The organism is Variovorax sp. BGA-UO-ETr-C22, assembly GCF_059567965.1.
Genome location: NZ_JCAQPA010000010.1, coordinates 923,301 through 937,719 on the forward strand (window position 1 = coordinate 923,301; position 14,419 = coordinate 937,719).

General features: G+C 70.2%; 14 protein-coding genes. 10 read left to right on the forward strand and 4 right to left on the reverse strand.

Features of this window, described 5'->3' with window-relative positions:
- Positions 1-67 precede the first annotated feature (67 nt).
- The 6 genes from AC57B8_RS17755 to AC57B8_RS17780 all read left to right on the forward strand — a co-directional run bounded on the left by AC57B8_RS17755 (position 68) and on the right by AC57B8_RS17780 (position 6,889).
- A complete protein-coding gene (locus AC57B8_RS17755) occupies positions 68-1,018 on the forward strand; it encodes an ABC transporter permease (RefSeq protein WP_095746670.1) in 951 nt (316 codons plus the stop codon).
- A complete protein-coding gene (locus tag AC57B8_RS17760; protein ID WP_062481348.1) occupies positions 1,015-1,890 on the forward strand; it encodes an ABC transporter permease in 876 nt (291 codons plus the stop codon). Before AC57B8_RS17755 ends, AC57B8_RS17760 begins: the two co-directional genes overlap by 4 nt.
- Before the next feature lie 11 nt (positions 1,891-1,901).
- Positions 1,902-2,891: an ABC transporter ATP-binding protein gene (locus AC57B8_RS17765; RefSeq protein WP_062481347.1), complete on the forward strand. Its 990-nt coding sequence runs from the start codon at positions 1,902-1,904 to the stop codon at positions 2,889-2,891.
- On the forward strand, positions 2,888-3,709 hold the full coding sequence (locus AC57B8_RS17770) for an ATP-binding cassette domain-containing protein (RefSeq protein WP_496480295.1): 822 nt from the start codon (positions 2,888-2,890) through the stop codon (positions 3,707-3,709). The genes AC57B8_RS17765 and AC57B8_RS17770 overlap by 4 nt, the downstream gene beginning before the upstream one ends.
- Positions 3,710-3,983: 274 nt before the next feature.
- Complete coding sequence (locus tag AC57B8_RS17775) at positions 3,984-5,471, forward strand: ABC transporter substrate-binding protein (protein ID WP_062481343.1); 1,488 nt, start codon at positions 3,984-3,986, stop codon at positions 5,469-5,471.
- Between the two features lie 8 nt (positions 5,472-5,479).
- Entirely contained in the window at positions 5,480-6,889 is a 1,410-nt protein-coding gene (locus AC57B8_RS17780) for an amidase (RefSeq protein ID WP_496480296.1), read from the forward strand.
- Between the two features lie 9 nt (positions 6,890-6,898).
- Here AC57B8_RS17780 and AC57B8_RS17785 read toward each other — a convergent pair whose 3' ends face one another.
- The gene (locus tag AC57B8_RS17785; RefSeq protein WP_496480297.1) at positions 6,899-7,762 is read right to left on the reverse strand and encodes a LysR family transcriptional regulator; all 864 of its coding nucleotides are present in this window, start codon (positions 7,760-7,762) and stop codon (positions 6,899-6,901) included.
- Positions 7,763-7,886: 124 nt separating this feature from the next.
- On the opposite strand from AC57B8_RS17785, the gene AC57B8_RS17790 reads away from it, so the two are divergent.
- From AC57B8_RS17790 to AC57B8_RS17800, 3 genes are all read left to right on the forward strand, one after another.
- A complete protein-coding gene (locus AC57B8_RS17790; protein ID WP_095949164.1) occupies positions 7,887-8,285 on the forward strand; it encodes a tautomerase family protein in 399 nt (132 codons plus the stop codon).
- A gap of 50 nt (positions 8,286-8,335) precedes the next feature.
- On the forward strand, positions 8,336-9,697 hold the full coding sequence (locus tag AC57B8_RS17795; protein ID WP_496480298.1) for a tetratricopeptide repeat protein: 1,362 nt from the start codon (positions 8,336-8,338) through the stop codon (positions 9,695-9,697).
- A gap of 117 nt (positions 9,698-9,814) precedes the next feature.
- Positions 9,815-11,407, forward strand: a complete 1,593-nt coding sequence (locus tag AC57B8_RS17800; protein ID WP_496480299.1) for an N-acyl-D-amino-acid deacylase family protein — start codon at positions 9,815-9,817, stop codon at positions 11,405-11,407.
- 1 nt (position 11,408) lies between these two features.
- Here the strand turns inward: AC57B8_RS17800 and AC57B8_RS17805 are convergent, their stop codons facing one another.
- Complete coding sequence (locus AC57B8_RS17805; RefSeq protein ID WP_496480300.1) at positions 11,409-12,104, reverse strand: histidine phosphatase family protein; 696 nt, start codon at positions 12,102-12,104, stop codon at positions 11,409-11,411.
- Between the two features lie 116 nt (positions 12,105-12,220).
- On the opposite strand from AC57B8_RS17805, the gene AC57B8_RS17810 reads away from it, so the two are divergent.
- Positions 12,221-12,931, forward strand: coding sequence for an alpha/beta fold hydrolase (locus AC57B8_RS17810; protein WP_174543705.1), 711 nt, complete (start codon positions 12,221-12,223; stop codon positions 12,929-12,931).
- Between the two features lie 9 nt (positions 12,932-12,940).
- Here AC57B8_RS17810 and pcp read toward each other — a convergent pair whose 3' ends face one another.
- Together pcp and pxpA are read right to left on the reverse strand one after the other, a co-directional pair.
- The gene (pcp, locus tag AC57B8_RS17815; protein ID WP_496480301.1) at positions 12,941-13,612 is read right to left on the reverse strand and encodes a pyroglutamyl-peptidase I; all 672 of its coding nucleotides are present in this window, start codon (positions 13,610-13,612) and stop codon (positions 12,941-12,943) included.
- Between the two features lie 14 nt (positions 13,613-13,626).
- Positions 13,627-14,367 carry a 5-oxoprolinase subunit PxpA gene (pxpA, locus tag AC57B8_RS17820; protein WP_070061982.1) on the reverse strand — a complete coding sequence of 247 codons (741 nt, stop codon included), beginning with the start codon at positions 14,365-14,367 and terminating at the stop codon, positions 13,627-13,629.
- Between the last annotated feature and the right edge of the window lie 52 nt (positions 14,368-14,419).

Below are 14,419 nucleotides of genomic sequence, written 5' to 3' on the forward strand. Positions count from 1 at the left end.
GAGGAGCGACAAAGTTCACAGCCAAGGCACGGTTGTTGCACCAGTCAGTTATGCTGCGGCCCGCCCCATGAGTCTGTTTCTATTCAAGCGCATCGCCACGCTGATCGGCACCCTGATCGGCGCCTCGGTCATCGTTTTCCTGGTCCTCGAGATCCTGCCCGGCAATGCCGCGCAGATGCTCATGGGCCCCGACGCCTCACCCGACGCCGTCGCCGCCCTGGCCACCAAGCTCGGCCTGGACCAGCCCGCGTGGACGCGCTACTGGCACTGGATCGGCGGCCTGCTCACCGGCAACCTCGGCGACAGCTACGCCTACAGCTCGCCCGTCATCGACCTGATCCTGGAACGTTTGGCCCTCACCGTGCCGCTCGCCGTGATGGCGATGGCCCTCACCGTCGTCATCGCCCTGCTCGTAGGCGTGACCGCCGCCGCGCGCCACAACAAGCTCGGCGACGTCGGCCTCATGGGCATGGCCCAGGTCGGCATCGCCATCCCAAACTTCTGGTTCGCGATCCTGCTGATCCTGGTGTTCTCGGTGCAGCTGCAGTGGTTCTCCGCGGGCGGCTTCGAGGGCTGGGGTGAAGGCATCTTCGCGGGACTGAAGTCGCTGCTGCTGCCGGCTTTGTCGCTGGCCGTGGTGCAGGCCGCGATCCTCGCGCGCATCACACGCTCCGCCGTGCTCGAAGTGATGCGCGAAGACTTCGTGCGTACCGCACGCGCCAAGGGCGTGTCCCAGCGCATGGTGCTGTGGACCCACGTGCTGCGCAACGCGATGATCCCGGTCATCACCGTCATGGGCATGCAGTTCTCCGAGCTGCTGGCCGGCACCATCGTGGTGGAGAACGTGTTCTACCTGCCCGGGCTGGGTCGCCTGATCTTCCAGGCCATCAGCAACCGCGACCTGATCGTGGTGCGCAACTGCGTGATGCTGCTCGCGGCCATGGTCGTCATCGTGAACTTCGTGGTCGACGTGCTCTACGCCGTGATCGACCCGCGCATCAAGGCGAGCGACGTATGAGCACGACCACCGTTCCCAGCGCCGTCGCGCTCAAGGTGCCGGGCTTCTGGCGCCGCGCCCTGCACCACCGCAGCTTTGCGATCGGCGGCGTGCTGAGCCTGCTGCTGCTGATCGCTGCCGTGCTCTCCCTGGTCTGGACGCCCTGGTCGCCCTATGCGATGGACATGGCGAACAAGATGCAGGGCCCTTCGGCCACGCATTGGCTTGGCACGGATGCCTTCGGGCGCGACGTGGCCTCGCTGCTGCTGGTGGGTGCACGCGCCTCCATCCTCGTGGGCGTGATCGCCGTGGGCATCGGCCTCGTGGTCGGCACGGCGCTGGGCTTGCTGGCTGCGGCCCGACGCGGCTGGGTCGAAGAGGCGGTGATGCGCCTGTCGGACTTCACGCTCGCCTTCCCCGCGATCCTCTCGGCCATCATGATGACCGCCGTGTTCGGCGCGGGCATCGTCAACGCCATCATCGCGATCGGCATCTACAACATCCCGACCTTCGCGCGCATCACGCGCGCCTCGGCCAACGCGATCTGGTCACGCGAATACGTCGCCGCCGCGCGTGCCTGCGGCAAGGGATCGTTCGCGATCACGATGCAGCACGTGCTGCCGAACATCTCCGCCGTGCTGATCGTGCAGATCACGATCCGCTTCGCCATTGCCATCCTGGCCGAGGCCGCCCTCTCCTACCTCGGCCTCGGCACGCAGCCGCCTCAACCCTCCTGGGGCCGCATGCTCAGCGAAGCCCAGACCCTCATGTTCCAGCAACCGCTGCTCGCGGTGTTCCCTGGCATGGCCATCGCCCTGGCGGTGCTCGGCCTGAACCTGATGGGCGACGGCCTGCGCGACCTGCTCGATCCGCGCCTGGCGCGCGCGAGGTAAACAAGCACGCCATGGCGCTTCTCGAAGTCAACGACCTCCACATCGGCCTGCAGACGCAACGCGGCCCGGCCGAAGCCGTGCGCGGCATTTCCTTCTCGCTGGAGCGCGGCGAAACGCTGGGCATCGTCGGCGAGTCGGGCTGCGGCAAGTCGATCACCGTGATGTCGCTCATGGGCCTGCTGCCCGCGACCGCGAAGGTCACGGGCAGCATCCGCTTCGACGGCACCGAGCTGGTCGGGCGCGACGAAAAGGACATGTGCCAGATCCGCGGCAACCGCATCGGCATGATCTTCCAGGAGCCGATGACGGCGCTGAACCCGGTGCACACCATCGCGCGCCAGGTCGGTGAGCCGCTGCGGCTGCACCGCGGCCTGTCGAAAGCCGAGGCGCGCAAGGAAGTGCTCGCGCTGCTCGACCGCGTCGGCATTCCCGACGCCGCCTCGCGCCTCGATGCCTACCCGCACCAGTTCTCGGGCGGGCAACGCCAACGCATCGGCATTGCGATGGCGCTGGCCTGCGGGCCCGACCTGCTGATCGCCGACGAGCCCACCACCGCGCTCGACGTGACGATCCAGAAGCAGATCCTGGAGCTCATCCAGGGCCTCGTGGCCGAGCGCGGCATGGCGCTCATCCTGATCTCGCACGACCTTGGCGTGATCTCGCAGACGGTCTCGAAGATGCTCGTGATGTACGGCGGCAGCGTGGTCGAGAGCGGCCCCACCGACGCCGTGTTCGCCAAGCGCGCCCACCCCTACACGCAAGGCCTGTTCGCCGCGCGCCCCGCCATCGGTGCGCCGCGCGGCCTGCGCCTGGCCACCATCCGCGGCAGCGTGCCCGAGCTGGTCGACCTGCCACCGGGCTGCCCGTTCGCGGGCCGCTGCGCCTACACAGTCGACGCCTGCCACACCACGCGGCCGTCCGCCACGGTGCTGCCGCCGGACCACGCGGTGCGCTGCATGCGTCTTGAAGAAATTGCAGCCGCGCAGGCTGTTGCGCCATGAATCCATCGACCCCGCTGCTGCAGGTGACCGACCTCGTGCGGCACTACGCATTGCCGCGCGAAAAGCTCTTCGGCCCGCCGCCCACCGTGAAGGCGCTCAACGGCGTGAGCTTCGAGGTGCAAGCCGGCAAGAGCGTGGGCATCGTCGGCGAATCGGGCTCGGGCAAGTCGACCATCGCGCGCCTCGTGATGGCGCTGGACACGCCCACCTCGGGCAGCGTCGCGCTCGAAGGCCGCAACCTGCACGCGCTCTCGAAAGCCGAACTGCGCACCGCGCGGCGCGACTTCCAGATGGTCTTCCAAGATCCGTACGGCTCGCTCGACCCGCGCCAGACCGTCGCACGCATCGTCGCCGAGCCGCTCGAAGCACTGGCCGAAACGCGCCGCGCCGAGCAGCGCGAACGCGCCGCCGAAGCGCTCGCGGCCGTCGGCCTGCGCACCACCGACCTCGACAAGTACCCGCACGAGTTCTCCGGCGGCCAACGCCAGCGCATCGCGATCGCACGCGCGCTCATCACGCGCCCCAAGCTCATCGTGGCCGACGAGCCCGTGAGCGCACTCGACGTGTCCGTGCAGGCCCAGGTGCTCAACCTCATGCAGGACCTGCAGCAGCAGTTCGGCATCAGCTACCTGCTCATCAGCCACGACCTCGCCGTGGTCAACCACCTGTGCGACGACGTGTGCGTGGTGTTCAAGGGCCAGATCGTGGAGCAGGGACCGCCGGCCGAGCTGTTCCATCACGCGCAGCATCCGTACACCCGCACCCTGCTGTCGGCGGTGCTGCACACGCCGCCCGGCGGCACGCTGCGCGCGGCCTGAAAACCAGGGTCCGGCCCTCGGACAGATCGGTCATGAGCATCTGGTGGCGCAAGCGCTTGGCTTCGCGCAAGATCGCTCGCCCATCCGGGAACGTCCCGAGGAAAAACCGCCCGCGCCGGCGCGCACCGGAGGGCCTGCTGCGAGAGAATGATTCGCTGCACGTGGCATCTTTCGTGCTGTGTGTCTTTCTTTCGTGGCGCTGCGCTTCCCCCTGGGGCACGGTGCGCGCCGAAGCAGTCATTCGACACTGACCGTTTTCCGGAGATCACCCCGTATGTTGAACCGTCGCACCCTCCTTACCACCGCCGGCGCCACCGTCGCCCTGGCCACCCCGCTGGCCGGCATGGCGCAGGGCCGCAAGGACGCCATCGTGATCGGCATGGCCCTGGAGCCGCCGGGCCTGGACCCGACCACCGGCGCCGCCGCCGCCATCGCCGAGGTCGTGCAGTACAACATCCTGGAAACGCTGACCAAGATCAACGTCGACGGCAGCGTCACGCCGCTCTTGGCCGAGAGCTGGGAAATCTCGCCCGACCTGAAGACCTACACCTTCAAGCTGCGCAAGGGCGTCAAGTTCCAGAACGGCGAGCCCTTCAACGCGTCCACCGTCAAGTTCGCGTTCGACCGCGCCGGCGGCGAGAAGAGCACCAACAAGGACAAGCGCACCTTCGCCAACCTCGCCACCCAGGTGGTCGACGAGCACACGGTCGTGGTCATCAACAAGGAGATCGACCCCGACCTGCCCTTCGTGCTGGGCCAGGCCACGGCCGCCATCGTCGAGCCCAAGAGCGCCGAGGGCAACGCCACCAAGCCGATCGGCACCGGCCCCTACAAGCTGGACAACTGGGCCAAGGGCTCGTCGATCACGCTGAGCAAGTGGGAGGGCTTCCGCGCCCCCGCCGTCGCGAAGATCAACAAGGTCACCTTCCGCTTCATCTCGGACACCGCCGCGCAGGCCGCTGCCGTGCTCTCGGGCGACGTGGACGTGTTCACGCGCATCGGCACGCGCGCCGTGCCGCAGTTCCGCAACAACCCGCAGTTCCAGACCATCCTGGCCGGTTCGCGCGCCAAGACCATCCTCTCGATCAACAACAAGAAGAAGCCGCTGGACGACGTGCGCGTGCGCCGCGCCATCCTCGCTGCCATCGACCGCAAGGCCTTCATCGAGGGCGCGGCCGACGGCCTGGGCGTGCCGATCGGCAGCCACTACGTGCCGGGTGCCGCGGGCTATGTCGACACCACGGGCATCAACCCCTTCGACATCGAGAAGGCCAAGAAGCTGCTGGCCGAGGCCGGCGTGAAGACCCCGCTCGAACTGCGCATGACCCTGCCCCCGCCGCCGTACGCGCGCCAGGGCGGCGAGGTCATCGTGGCCCAGCTCGCCAAGATCGGCATCAACGTGAAGATCCAGAACGTCGAGTGGGCGCAGTGGCTCAGCGGCACCTACACCAACAAGGACTACGACCTGTCGATCATTTCGCACGTCGAGCCCTTCGACCTGGGCAACTACGCCAAGCCCGACTACTACTGGGGCTACCAGTCGAAGGCCTTCGACACGCTGTTCGACAAGATCAAGTCCACCGGCAACGCGGCCGAGCGCAACAAGCTGCTGGGCGAGGCGCAGAAGCTGCTGGCCACCGACGCGGCCAACGGCTTCCTCTACCAGCCGCAGTTCCCGACCGTGGCCAAGAAGAACGTCAAGGGCCTCTGGAAAGAGAACCCGATCTTCGTGAACGACCTGTCGGCCCTGTCGTGGGGATGAGCCCCGCAGTGCCTGACGCTTCCCTGCCTTCGTTGAGCGACCTGTCGGCACAGGAGCTCTCTGCGGCCTACCGCGAGAAGCGCCTGTCGCCGGTCGAGGTGACGCGCGCCGTCATCGCGCGCATCGAGCACTGCGAGCCCCGGCTGCAGGCCACGTGGCTGTTCCGGCCCGAGGCCGCGCTGGAACAGGCGCGCGCCTCGGAGCAGCGCTGGCTGCGTGGCGACGCGCGCGGTCCGCTCGACGGCGTGCCGACGACCATCAAGGAAAACATCGCCACGCGCGGCGACCCGCTGCCCGCGGGCACGGCCGCCGTCGACCTCATGCCCGCCGCCGCCGACGCCCCGCCGGCCGCGCGCCTGAAGGAGGCCGGCGCGGTCATCGTCAGCAAGACCACCATGCCCGACTACGGCATGCTGTCGTCGGGGCTGTCGAGCTTTCACACGCTGGCGCGCAACCCCTGGGACCTGAGCCGCACGCCGGGCGGTTCCAGCGCGGGCGCCGGTGCCGCGGCGGCGGCGGGCTACGGCCCGCTGCACCTGGGCACCGACATCGGCGGCTCGCTGCGGCTGCCGGCCAGCTGGTGCGGCATCTTCACGCTCAAGCCCAGCCTGGGGCGCATCCCGATCGATCCGCCCTACATGGGCCGCGCCGCCGGTCCCATGACGCGCACCGTCGGCGACGCCGCGCTCATGATGCAGGCGCTGGCCCGGCCCGACGCGCGCGACAGCATGAGCCTGCCCGCGCAGGACATCGACTGGGCCGCGTTCGACGTCGCGCCCGACCACCTGCGCGGCCTGCGCATCGGGCTGCTGCTGGACGCCGGCTGCGGCCTCGCGGTCGAACCCGAGATCCAGGCCGCGGTCGAGCAGGCCGCTCGCCTGTTCGAAAAGGCCGGCGCCACGGTCGAGCCCATGCAGCCCTTCATGTCGCAGGCCCTGCTCGACGGCATGGACCACCTGTGGCGCATGCGTTCGCTCGTGGACCTGAAAGCCCTGCGCCCCGACCAGCGCGCCAAGGTGCTGCCCTACATCCGCGAGTGGGCCGAGAGCGCCGCCGAATTCAGCGGCGAGCATGTGTTCCGCAGCTTCAGCCAGTTCCACGCCACGCGCGTCACCACGGTGAACGCCTGCGCCCGCTTCGACTACGTGATCTCGCCGGTGTCGCCCAACATGCCGGCGGCGGCCGAGGCGCCCTCGCCCACCAACGACCCGCTGCGGCCGCTGGAGCACATCGGCTTCACGGTGCCGTTCAACATGTCGGAGCAGCCGGCGGCGTCGGTGAACTGCGGGTACTCGGCCGGCGGTTTGCCGATCGGGCTGCAGATCGCGGGACAGCGCTTCGACGACCTCGGCGTGCTGCGCGTGGCGCGTGCGTTCGAGCAGATCCGGGAAGTGCAGCGGCCCTGGCCGCAGCTCTGAGCACGGCCTTCAGGCCAGCTGCAACGACAGCATCTCCCGCGCCCGCGTCACGAACGCGGTCTCGCCCCGCCGCGCAGGCAGCCACTGGAACGCCACGCGCGGCAGCGCCGGCAGCCCATGCGGCGGTGCGAGCCGCGCGATGCCCTCCCCGATCGCCGATTCGTTGAGGCAGGCCACGCCCAGGCCCGCGGCCAGGGCCGACTGCAGGCCCGCCACGCCTGACGCCACGTGCGCCAGCACGTAGGGCACGCGGCGGCGGCGCAGCAGGGACACGGTGAACTGGTGCAGGGAGCAGGTGTCGGGCAGCGCCAGCAGCCGCACCGGCTCGCCGCACACCACGCGCAGGCCGGTCGCGCCGAGCCACGCCAGCGATTCGCGCCGCAGCACGGCGCCGCTGCCCGCCGCTGCTGCATTGGCGCCCGCGATGTTCATCGCCAACCCCACGTCGAAATCGCCATGCGCATAGGCGGTGCGCAGCGCGTCGCTCTTCAGGATGGTCACGTGCAGCCGCACCTGCGGATAGCGCTCGCCGAGCCGGCCCAGCAGACGGGTGAGGTCGCCGGGGCGGAAGTAGTCGGTCACGGCCAGCCGCAGCTCGCCCTGCAGCGTTTCGCCGCGCACGTCGCGAAAGGCCTCGTCGCTCAGCGCAAGGATGCGCCGCGCGTGCCCCAGCAATCGCAGGCCCGCCTCGGTGGGCGCCACGCCGGCCTTGCTGCGCGTCAGCAGCGACTGGCCGACGCGCTCCTCGAGCTTGCGGATCTGTTCGCTCACCGAGGACTGCGACAGGTACACGCGCGGCGCCGCGGCCGTGAGGCTGCCGGCGTCGGCCACCGCCACCAGGGTGCGCAACTGTTCGAGGTCGAAGCCTTGCATGGTGCCTGCCTATCCATTCGCTGATCCGATGGATTCCATCATATCTTCCCGCTTTTCCGATGGCGAGGCGACGCCCACAATCACCCCATCGACCACCCGTTCTTCAACGCCAAAGGAGTCCACCATGCCCCACATCGTCGTCCACCTCTCCGGCCAGCCTGACGCCGCCCTCACCCGCAAGACCGTCGACACGGTCGCCGAGCTCACGCAGAGCGTGCTGGGCAAGGCGCTGCCGGTCATCGCCGTCACGGTGCAGTACATCGCCGCCGACAGCTGGTTCATCGGGGGCAAGTCGCTGGCCGAGCTCGGCAAGTCGGCCTTCCACCTGGACATCAGCGTGACCGACGAGACCAACACCAAGGCCGAGAAGGCGCGCTACCTGCGCGAAGTGCACGCGGCCATGGCGCGGCTGCGGCCCGACCTGCACGAGGTCTCGTACGTCCACGTGATCGACGCGCGCGCCGCGGCCTACGGCTACGGCGGCCAGACCCAGGAGTACCGCCACCAGCAGGCGGGTGTCTAGGGCGTCTCACAGGGACTTGAAAGACGCCGGGGGCGTGGCACCATGCCGCCATGCCCTCCCACGGAACCCCGCACGCCGCCGACAGCCTCGGCAATCCGCTCACGCTCGACGACACCGCCAGCCTCGCGCTGGTCGACGACTTCGTCATGGGCTTTCTCTCGACCGAGGCGCGCGCCGTGAACCTGCTGGCGCTGGCCGAGCGCGATGCCAGCCCGATCGTGCAGGCCTACTGCGCGACGCTGCACCTGTTCGCCGAATCGCGCGAGGCCGCGGCCAACGCGCAGCCCTTCCTCGACAAGGCCCGCGCCGGTGCGGCGCGCGCCGCGCCGCGTGAGCAGCGCTACATCGCCGCCGTCCAGGCCTGGGCCGACGGCGACATCGCACGCGCCATCGCGCTGCATGCCGAGCAGGCCCGCGAGCATCCGCGCGACCTGGTGTCGGTCAAGCTGGGCCAGTACCACTGCTTCAACACCGGCGACTGTCCCGGCATGCTGCGGCTCGCACTCGCGGCGCTGCCGGCCGCGGCCGAGGTGCCCTACGTGCACGGCATGGCGGCCTTCGGCTACGAGCAGTGCCACCTGCTGCGCGAGGCCGAGGCCAGCGCGCGCCGCGCCATCGGCCTGTGCCGCAAGGAGCCCTGGGCGCACCATGCGCTGGCGCACGTGATGCTCACCGAAGGCCGGCTGGCCGAGGGGCTGGCGTTCATGCAAAGCGTGAGCGACACCTGGACCGGGCTCAACTCCTTCATGGTCACGCACAACTGGTGGCACGTGGCGCTGTTCCTCATCGACCTGGGCCGCGACGCCGAAGCGCTCGCGGTGTACGACGAGCACGCCTGGGGCGTGGTGAAGGACTACTCGCAGGACCAGATCGGCGCCGTGTCGCTGCTCGCGCGGCTCGAGCTGGCGGGCATCGACGTCGGTGCGCGCTGGGACGACGTGGCCGACCACCTGCGGCAGCGCCAGGCCGACCACGTGCTGCCCTTTCTCGACCTGCAGTACCTCTACGGCCTGGCGCGCGCCGGCCGGCCCGAGGCGCAGGTGCTGCTGCACAACATCGAGGCCTTCGCGCCCGTGGCGCCGGCGTCCACGCGCGCCGCGTGGCAGCGCGTGTGCGTGCCGGCCGCACGCGGCCTCGTGGCCCATGCGCGCGGCGACGTGGCGGGTGCGGTCGAAGGCCTGGGCGTCGCGCTGCCGCGCATGATCGAGATCGGCGGCAGCCATGCGCAGCGCGACCTGTTCGAGCAGCTCTACCTCGACGCGCTGGTGCGCACCGGCACCGAGTCCGCACTCGCGGGCGCGCAAGGCCTGCTGCAGCAGCAGCTCAACGGCCAGCCCGAGTCGCTGCGGCTGCGGCGGCAGACCGACGCGGTCTACGCGCGACTGGGACTCGGGCAGATCACGGCGCGCTGAGCGGCGCGCGGCGCCACCCATGCCTTCCGGTCATGGGGCGTGCCGCAAAAGGAATTAACGGCTGCGCGGAAGCGACTCCTAAACTGGCCGCTCCTCCCGCTCTCTTCCCGTTCGCCCATGCAGCGCTCCCTCGTCACGCTGGCCGTACTCGCGGCCCTCGCCTCGCCCTTCCACACCACCGCCGCTGAAGCCACTGTCGCGCTCGACCTGCTGCTGCGCGGCGGCACCATCTACACGGGCGACAGCGACACGCCCGTGGTCGGCGACGTCGGCATCGCGGGCGACCGCATCGTGTTCGCGGGCCGCGCCATGCCGGCGCAGTTCAGCGCGCGGCGCACCATCGACGCCACCGGCCTCGTGGTGGCGCCCGGCTTCATCGACGCCCACACGCACGCCGACGCCGACCTGCTCTCGAGCGACGCGCGCAAGCGCATGAACATTCCTTTTCTCACGCAGGGCGTGACCACGGCCGTGATCGGCAACGACGGCTTCGGCGGCTACGACATCGCGGCGCAGACGCAGAAGCTGCGCGCCGTGCCGGTCGGCACCAACGTCGCGATGTACGCGGGCTTCGGGCCGCTGCGCATCAGCCAGCTCGGCGAGGCCAACCGCGCCCCCACGCCCGCGCAGATGGACACCATGAAGCAGCACCTGAGCCGCGCGATGTGCGACGGTGCGCTCGGGCTGTCGACGGGCCTGTTCTACCCGCCGCAGAATTTCTCGAAGACCGAGGAGGTCATCGAACTCGCGAAGGTGGCGGCCGCGCACGGCGGCCTGTACGACAGCCACATCCGCGACGAGGCCATGTACAACATCGGCCTCAAGGGCTCGATCGACGAGGTGATCCGCATCGGCCACGAGGCGAAGCTGCCGGTGCACGTGGCGCACATCAAGGCGCTGGGCGTGGCGGTGCAGGGCCAGAGCGGCGACATCATCCGGCGCATCGAGAAGGAGCGCGCCGCGGGCCTGGACATCACGGCCGACCACTACCCCTGGACCGCGTCGAGCACGCGCTTCTCGGCCGCGCTGCTGCCGCCCTGGGCCAACGAAGGCGGTCGCGCGGCCACGCTGCAGCGCTTCGACGACGCGGCGCAGCAGGAGCGCCTGCGCAAGGACATGCGCGAGAACCTGCGCCTGCGCGGCGGGCCCGAGGCCATCCTGTTCTCGGCCGGCAGCACGACGTACGTGGGCAAGACCCTGGCCGACGTGGCCAAGGCCTCGAACGCCGACCCGGTCGACGCCGCCATCGCCGTGCTGCGCGACGGCGACCTCATGATCGCCTCGTTCAACATGAGCGACGACGACGTGCGCGCCTTCATGAAGCGGCCCTGGGTCATGACCTCGTCCGACTCGTCGCTGGGCCATCCGCGCGCCTACGGCACCTTCGCGCGCAAGTACGACCAGTACGTGGTGAAGGAACGCGCGATCTCGCTGGCGCAGTTCATCCGCAGCAGCAGCGCGTACACGGCCGACACGCTGGGCCTCGTGCAGCGCGGCCACCTGCGCCCCGGCTACCACGCCGACGTGGTGGTGTTCGATCCGAAGCGCTTCGCGGCCAAGGCCACCTACACGCAGCCGACGCTGCTGTCCGAAGGCGTGGTCACGGTGCTGGTGAACGGCCGCCTCGCGGTGGACGGCGGCCAGCCCACGGGCGTGGGCGCCGGCGTGCCGCTGCTGCGCACGCCGAAGCCGGGCAGTTGCCCGGCCTGAATCAATCTTTCTTCAGGTGCCGCCGCTGGTCGTAGGTCGGCTGCGGCGGCAGGTCGGCGAGGTGGCGCGTGTCGGCCCACTCGACGATCTCGATGGCGTCCGGCGCGGCCGGGTCGGCGATGCGGATGCGGTTGAAGCCCGCGTTCGGGATCTCGCTCTGGCGCGGGCCGCTGAGGCTCAGGCCGCGCGCGGTGCGCCACACCATGTCGAGCACGCCGCCGTGCGTGACGACGATCAGGCGCTGGCCACGATGTGCAGCGGCGACGGCGCCGAGCGCGCCGATCACGCGTGCATGGAACTCGCGCGCGCTCTCGCCCTGCGGCATGGCGTGGTCTTCGCGGAACTCCAGCCACTCTTCCCAGGCGCGCGGATGCTGGCTCTGGATCTCGTCGGCCCGCATGCCCTCGACCACGCCGAAGTGCTGCTCGCGCAGCGCCGCCGAGGTGACGACCGGCAGCGCCAGCTGCTGCGCCGCGGGCGCCGCGGTCTGCTGGGCGCGCATGAGGTCGCTGCTGATGAGGTGCCGTGCCGTTTCGCCCGCCAGCCGCAGGCCCAGGCGGCGCGCCTGCTCGTGGCCGATGTCGTTGAGCGGGACGTCCGCGTGGCCCTGGAAGCGCAGCTCGCGGTTCCAGGCGGTTTCGCCGTGGCGGATCAGGATGAGGTCGGTGGGGGCGGAGTCGGGGGTGGTGGTGGACATTGCATGCATTGTCCCCCGAGTGCATGACACGGCGGCTTCGTGCCAACCCGCTGTTGCACGGTCGCCACCGCGTACGGGCCGTGCGCCGGGCGCGTCCGATCGCGCAAAATCGGCGCATGCCCCATCTTGTCCTGCTGCCCGGCCTTGCCTGCGACGAACGCCTCTGGGAGGCCCAGTTGCCCGCACTTCCCGCCGCCTTCGGCGCCCGCGTGAGCGACGTCCAGACGCGCCACGACACCATCGAGGGCATGGCCAGCGCCGTGCTGCGCGAGCACGACGGCCCGCTGGTGCTGTGCGGTGCGTCGATGGGCGGCATGGTCGCGATGGAAGCGGCGCGCCAGGCGCCCGAGCGCATCGCCGGGTTGATGCTGCTGGGCACCAGCGCGCGGCCCGAGACGCCCGACATGTTCGCGCTGCGCGAAGGCGCCATCGAATGGTTCGAGCGCGGCGAGGTGCGCGAGATCATCGAGCCCAACGTCGCCTTCGCCTTCCATCCCGCGCAGGCCGCCAACCCGGCGCTGGTGCAGCGCTACCTGGACATCGTGCTCGGCGCCGGCGCGGCCCAGCTCATCCGCCAGAACCATGCCGTGATGCGCCGCCCCGACGCGCGCACGCACCTGGCCCTGCTGCGTGCGCCGGTGCTGCTGATGTGCGGCGACGACGACCGCCTCGCGCCACCCGAATGCACCCGCGAGATGGCGGCGCTGCTGCCGCGCGCTGAGGTGGTGTGGGTGCCGCAGTGCGGCCACATGCTGACGATGGAGAAGCCTGCGTTCGTCAACACGGCGCTCAACGCCTGGCTGGGCAAGCACTTCCCCAGCGCTTGAGAGCCCCGGTCAGTGCAACTGGCCGCCGGTTTCCGCGACGTCCTGCTTCACCGCGAGCGCGGTCTTCACGGTGATACGCAAGGCATCGACCAGCGTCTCGAGCGCCATGCTCGGCGCACCCGGAAAGCGCGCCGCCTGCGCGGGCAGGTAGGGAATATGGATGAAGCCGCCGCGCGCGCCCTTCGCCGTCGCGTGCGTCGCGAGGCGGTGCATCAGCCCGTAGAAGAGGTGGTTGCACACGAAGGTGCCCGCGCTGTTCGACACCGAGGCCGGCACGCCGCCCGCGCGCAGTTCGCGCACGATGGCCTTCACGGGCAGGCTCGAGAAGTAGGCAGCAGGCGCGCCGGGCACCACGGGCACGTCGATCGGCTGGCGGCCGAGGTTGTCGGGCACACGCGCGTCGTCGACGTTGATGGCGATGCGCTCCGGCGTGAACTCGGCGCGGCCACCGGCCTGGCCGATGCAGATCACCAGCGTCGGCTGGAGCTCGTCCATCGCGCGGTCGAGCGCGGTGAGCGCCTCACCGAAGACACAGGGCACGAGGCGCGCATGCACGGTGGCGCGGCCGCACTGCCAGCCGTCGAGTGAGCGCACCGCTTCCCACGATGGGTTGAGCAACTCCTGCTCGAAGGGCTCGAAGCCCGTCAGCAGGACCGTGGGAGAGGCGCGCTTCGCCGGCATCGCGTGGCCTGCGTTCAAGCCATCGCGCGAACGTCGATGCCTTCCTGCTGCAGCCGCTCGCGGATGCGCCGCGCGAAAGCCAGCGCATGCGCGCCGTCGCCGTGCAGGCACACGCTCTGGGCGTTGACGGGCACGGTGCTGCCGTCGATGGCGACCACGCGGTGGTCGCGCACCAGCGACAGCGTCTGCGCCAGCGACTGCTCCTCGCTCTCGATGAGCGCGCCGGGCTGGCTGCGCGGCACGAGGCTGCCGTCGGGCATGTAGCCGCGGTCGGCGAACACCTCTTCCACAGGCTGCAGGCCGGCGCGGCGGGCCGCGTCGATCATGTTGCTGCCGGCCAGGCCGAAGAACTTGAGCGAAGGGTCGAAGCGGCGCACCGCCTCGCACAGCGCCTCGGCCAGCTCGGGCTCTTTCACCGCCTGGTTGTAGAGCTGGCCGTGCGGCTTCACGTGCGCGAGCCGGCCGCCCTCGGCTTTGACGATCGCGGCCAGCGCGCCGACCTGGTAGAGCACGTTCGCGACGATCTCCTCGGGCGGCAGGTGCATGGTGCTGCGGCCGAAGTTCTCGCGGTCGGGAAAGCTCGGGTGCGCGCCGATCGCCACGCCGTGCGCCATGGCCCAGCGCACGCACTGCTGCATGGTCCTGGCGTCGCCCGCGTGCCAGCCGCAGGCGATGTTGGCGGAACTCACGAGGCCGAGCAGCGCTTCGTCGCTGCCGGCGCCTTCGCCGAGGTCGGCGTTCAAGTCGATCTGCATGGGATGTTCTCCGTCTCGGGGGCAGGTGCGGGAGCCACCTGCGTCAGGCCAC